This window comes from Microcoleus sp. B5-D4, from assembly GCF_036705145.1.
Classification (GTDB): Bacteria; Cyanobacteriota; Cyanobacteriia; order Cyanobacteriales; family Microcoleaceae; genus Microcoleus.
Map to the genome: position 1 here is coordinate 110,286 of NZ_JAUBTV010000001.1, position 1,611 is coordinate 111,896.

Here is a 1,611-nt window from a genome sequence, read left to right on the forward strand (position 1 = left end):
TTCCGGGCCCGGCGATCGCATCGGATCGGGTGCTAGCAAGGTGACAATTCTGCTTAATCCGATCGACTACGCGATTACTGCTGGTGTTGCAACCGTTACAGAAGGCAACTCCGGCACAACTGCTGCCACTTTTACTGTTACCCGCAGCGGTTGCACTGAGTTGGCGAGCACAGTAGATTATGCGATCGCAGGTTCTGCTACAAACGTCAGCGACTACAACAACATCGGCGGCACATCCGGTGCAACTGCTGCGACTGGTACGATTAATTTTGCAGCGGGCGAGACATCGAAAACCATTACTCTCGATGTTTTAGGCGATGCGGCGATCGAAACTAATGAAACCCTTGAGGTTACGCTTTCCAATCCCTCGGTATTAGATTCTACACCGACAATTACCACTGCTACCGCTACCACAACTATTACTAATGATGATACGGCTGGCTTTACTATTAACCCAACAGCATTAACTACAAGTGAAGTTGGTGGCAAGGCAGAATTTACACTCAAACTCAACGCTCAACCTACTGCTGACGTTACCATCGGTTTGAGGAGTGACAATCTGGCCGAAGGAACAGTTTCAACTAATAGCTTAACTTTCACTTCTGCTAACTACGATCAACCGCAACCAATAACGATAATTGGTGTTGACGATTTAGTAGCTGATGGCCCTCAACCTTACAAAATTGTCACGGCTGCTGCTGTCAGCAACGATGTTAATTACAATAACCTCGATCCTGATGATATCACCGTCACCAACAGTGACAATGAAACTCCGGGAATTACGGTGAATCCGACGGCGGGATTGACTACTGGTGAAGATGGCACCAAGGCTAACTTTACTGTGGTTCTGAATACTCAGCCAACTGCTGACGTGACTATCGGTTTGAGCAGTGACAATATTGCCGAAGGAACAGTTTCAACTAATAGTTTAACTTTCACTCCGGCTAACTGGAATACACCGCAGCCGGTGACAGTAACAGGGGTTGAGGATAGCATTGCTGACGGGGATATTGACTACAAAATAGTCACGGCGGCTGCTGTTAGTACAGATGTGAATTACAGCAACCGAGATGTAGCGGATGTTAGCATTACCAATAAGGACAATGATACCGCTGGTATTTCTGTTACTCCCACGGCAACAACTGCTACAGAAGGCGGCGCGGCGGGCAGTTATGGGATCAAATTAATGTCACAGCCGATCGCCCCTGTTACGATCACTCTCACAACAGGTAATCAGATAGAGGCGATCGCCCCTGTGAATTTCACTACCCTTAATTGGGATAGTGTTCAAACCGTTACGGTGAAAGCTGTTGACGATACGATTGTCGAAGGCGCGCATAGCGGTACTATCACTCATAGTGTGAGCGGCGGTGATGCTAAGTATAATGTGGTTGTGGTTCCAGGGGTGACAGTGGCGATTACGGATAACGATGTAGCGCCACCGCCGCCACCAACTCCGACACCGCCGACACCGCCGACACCGCCGACACCGCCGACACCGCCGACACCGCCGACACCGCCGACACCGCCGACACCGACACCGCCGACACCGCCGACACCGCCGACACCGCCGACACCGCCGACACCGCCGACACCGCCGACACCGCCGAC

1 protein-coding gene is annotated in these 1,611 nt (G+C 51.0%); it reads left to right on the forward strand.

All coding sequences use genetic code 11. The features are described 5' to 3' along the window. On the forward strand, positions 1–1,611 hold a 1,611-nt coding region (locus QUB10_RS00435; RefSeq protein WP_333198663.1), incomplete at both ends, for a Calx-beta domain-containing protein.